Below are 2991 nucleotides of genomic sequence, written 5' to 3' on the forward strand. Positions count from 1 at the left end.
CGTCCGCAGGCTCATCATCTCGTCGGTCATCGGTGGTCCTCCGATCAGGTTGGTTCTCGCAAACCCGACCCTAACGGGAAATCGCCGATGACCACCCATCCCGGCCGCCGGAGCCGTCCCTACACCACTCCCTGGGACACGACCCTGGCCCCTGGATTGCTTCGCTGCGCTCGCAATGACGGTTCTGGGAACTCCGAAAAGGTCTCGAATACGTCAGAGACCGTCTGGAAATGCGCTGGTGTGAGTCGGCTGGCGGTGGTTTCGAGAACCGGAGCGCAGCGGACGTTAAGTCCGTGAGCACCGGAAGCGGAGAAACCGCCATCAGACGGCCGCACCAGTAGCATTTACGGGCGGTCTCTCACGCCGCGGCGATGCGCCGGCCCTTGAGCTCGAAGCCGCCGCCGTCCAGGCGGTGCAGGGCCGGGGCGGCGGCCAGCAGCTCGCGCGTGTAGTCGTGCTGCGGGTGGTCGAACACCGTGTCGCGCGGCCCGGCCTCGACGATCTTGCCGGCCTGCATCACCGCCACGCGGTCGGCCACCTGCTCGACCGCGCCGAGGTCGTGCGACACGAACAGGCAGGCGAAGCCGTAGCGGTCCTGCAGCGCCCGGAACAGCTCCAGGATCTGCTTCTGCACCGTCATGTCGAGCGCCGAGACCGGCTCGTCGGCGATGACGAAGGCGGGGCGGCGGATGATGGCGCGGGCGATCGCCACGCGCTGCCGCTGCCCGCCCGACAGCTGGTGCGGATAGCGCCCGGCGAAAGCCTGGGTCAGGCCGCAATCGGCCAGGGTTTCGGCCAGCCGGTCGGTTTTCTGCTTCGCATTCATCTCCGGCGCCAGCCGCAGCGGCTCGGACACGATCTGGCCGATCTTCATCCGCGGGTCGAGCGAGGAGTAGGGATCCTGGAAGATCATCTGGCAGTTCAGCCGGTGGTCCCGCGCCGCGGCGCCGTGCCGGTCGCCACCATGGACGTCCTGGCCGCGGAACAGGATGCGGCCGGCGCTGGGCCGCAGCAGGCCGACGATGGCGCGGCCCAGCGTGGTCTTGCCGCTGCCGCTGCCACCGACCAGCGCCACCGTCTCGCCCGGATGGATCGCCAGGCTGACCCCGTCCACCGCCCGTTTCGGCGGGGTGCGCGAGAACAGGCGCTGCCGGCCGGCATGGTCGATGGTGACGTCCTCGACCGCGATCAGCGGCGCCGACTGGTCGACCGGCGGGCGGGCGGGCCCGCGCTTCGGCAGCGCGTCCAGCAGCTTGCGGGTGTAGTCGTCGCGCGGGCTCAGCAGGACCTGTTCCGTCGGCCCGCCATCGACGGCGCGGCCGTGCTGCAGCACCACCACATGGCGGGCATAGCGGGCGACCATCGCCAGGTCGTGGCTGATCATCAGCACCGCGGTGCCGTTCTCGCGCGTCAGCTCGACCATCAAATCCAGCACCTCGCGCGCCACCAGCGTGTCCAGCGCCGTGGTCGGCTCGTCGGCGATCAGCAGCGCCGGCTTGGTCAGCATCACCGAGGCCAGCATGATGCGCTGCCGCATGCCGCCGGAGAATTCATGCGGATAGGCGGTCAGGCACCGCTCCGGGTCGGCGATGCGGATGCGCTCCAGCATCGCCAGGCTGCGGCGGCGGATCTCGGCATCGTCCAGGCGGAGGTGCAGCTTCAGCGCCTCGGCCATCTGCCGGCCGATCGGCATCGCCGGGTTCAGCGATACCATCGGCTCCTGGAACACCATGCCGATGCGGGCGCCGCGGATCTTGCGCAGGGCCTTGGGCGGCAGGCCGGCCAGGTCCTGGCCGTCGAAGCGGATGCGCCCGCCGATCCGCTGCATCGGCGGCGGCAGCAGGTCCAAGACGGCGCGCGCCGCCATGGTCTTGCCGCTGCCGGATTCGCCGACCAGCGCCAGCATCTCGCCGGCCGGCAGGGCGAAGCTGAGGTCGTCGACCACCACCGGGCCGCCGTCGCCGGCGCGGATGGTCAGGTGCTCGACCGAGAGGAGGGGGCTCATCGCTGCATCCTGGGGTCGAGGCGGTCGCGGATGGCGTCGCCGAACAGGTTGATGCCGAGCAAGGTGAGGGAGATGCACAGGCCGGGGAAGACGCCGAGCCAGGGGGCGGTGCCGATATAGGGCCGGGCGGCGGCCAGCATGTTGCCCCAGGTCGCGGCCGGCGGCGGCACGCCGAGGCCGAGGAAGCTCAGCGCGCTCTCCGACAGCAGCACCCAGCCGAACATGCTGGTGGCCAGCACGGTCAGCGGCGCGATGCAGTTGGGCAGCACGTGCCGAGCCATGGTGAACAGCTCGGAATTGCCCATGATTTGCGACGCCTCGACATATTCCCGGCCGCGGATCGACAGCACCGTGCCGCGCACGACGCGGACCACCGAGGGCATGTAGGCCAGGCCGAGGGCCAGGATGATGCCGTATTTGTTGGCGCCGAGGATCGCCATGATGCCGAGCGCCAGCAGGATGCCGGGAAAGGCCAGCAGGGCGTCGTTGAACACCATGATGACGCGGTCGACCCAGCCGCGCATATACCCGGTCAGCACCCCGACCAGGGTGCCGCCGGTCACCGCGGTGGCGACCGTCAGCAGGCTGATCCAGGCGCTGGTGGCGGCGCCGCTCATCGCCCGGCTCAGCACGTCGCGGCCGAACTCGTCGGTGCCCAGCCAATGCGCGGCAGAGGGCGGCTTGAAGCGCGACAGGATGTCGATCTTCAGCGGGTCGTACGGCGTCCACACCGCGCTGACCAGGGCGGTCGCGACCAGGATGCCGATGATCAGCCCGCCGATCGCGGCATTGGCGCGGATGCGCCGGCGCGGCAGGCCGGCGGAGGGGGAGTCAGCCTGCGCGCTCATTGGGCAACCTCGGGGAGACGCGGGCTTGTCCGATAGGGTGGGTTCGCGTTGGTCCCGCGCCACTGCCGTGATCGCCAGGTGCGCTCGCCCTTCGAGGGCCCGCATGAGACCCGCGGGGCGGCGGTGGCCGGGAGTCCG

The 2991-nt window shown here is 70.5% G+C and carries 2 protein-coding genes; both read right to left on the minus strand.

Going from position 1 to position 2991, the window contains the following annotated elements; translation table 11 throughout:
• Positions 1 to 358: 358 nt before the first annotated feature.
• On the minus strand, positions 359 to 2005 hold the full coding sequence (locus BWR60_RS35835; RefSeq protein WP_088158105.1) for an ABC transporter ATP-binding protein: 1647 nt from the start codon (positions 2003 to 2005) through the stop codon (positions 359 to 361).
• Positions 2002 to 2853 carry an ABC transporter permease gene (locus tag BWR60_RS35840; RefSeq protein WP_088158107.1) on the minus strand — a complete coding sequence of 284 codons (852 nt, stop codon included), beginning with the start codon at positions 2851 to 2853 and terminating at the stop codon, positions 2002 to 2004. Before BWR60_RS35840 ends, BWR60_RS35835 begins: the two co-directional genes overlap by 4 nt.
• Positions 2854 to 2991: the final 138 nt, after the last annotated feature.

It is taken from the genome of Inquilinus limosus (genome assembly GCF_002195995.1).
GTDB classification, from domain to species: domain Bacteria; phylum Pseudomonadota; class Alphaproteobacteria; order DSM-16000; family Inquilinaceae; genus Inquilinus; species Inquilinus limosus_C.

Coding starts and splice junctions, on each gene's coding strand:
- BWR60_RS35835 (WP_088158105.1), bottom strand. CDS start 2,005: ATGAGCCCCCTCCTCTCGGTCGAGCACCTGACCATCCGCGCCGGCGAC.
- BWR60_RS35840 (WP_088158107.1), bottom strand. CDS start 2,853: ATGAGCGCGCAGGCTGACTCCCCCTCCGCCGGCCTGCCGCGCCGGCGC.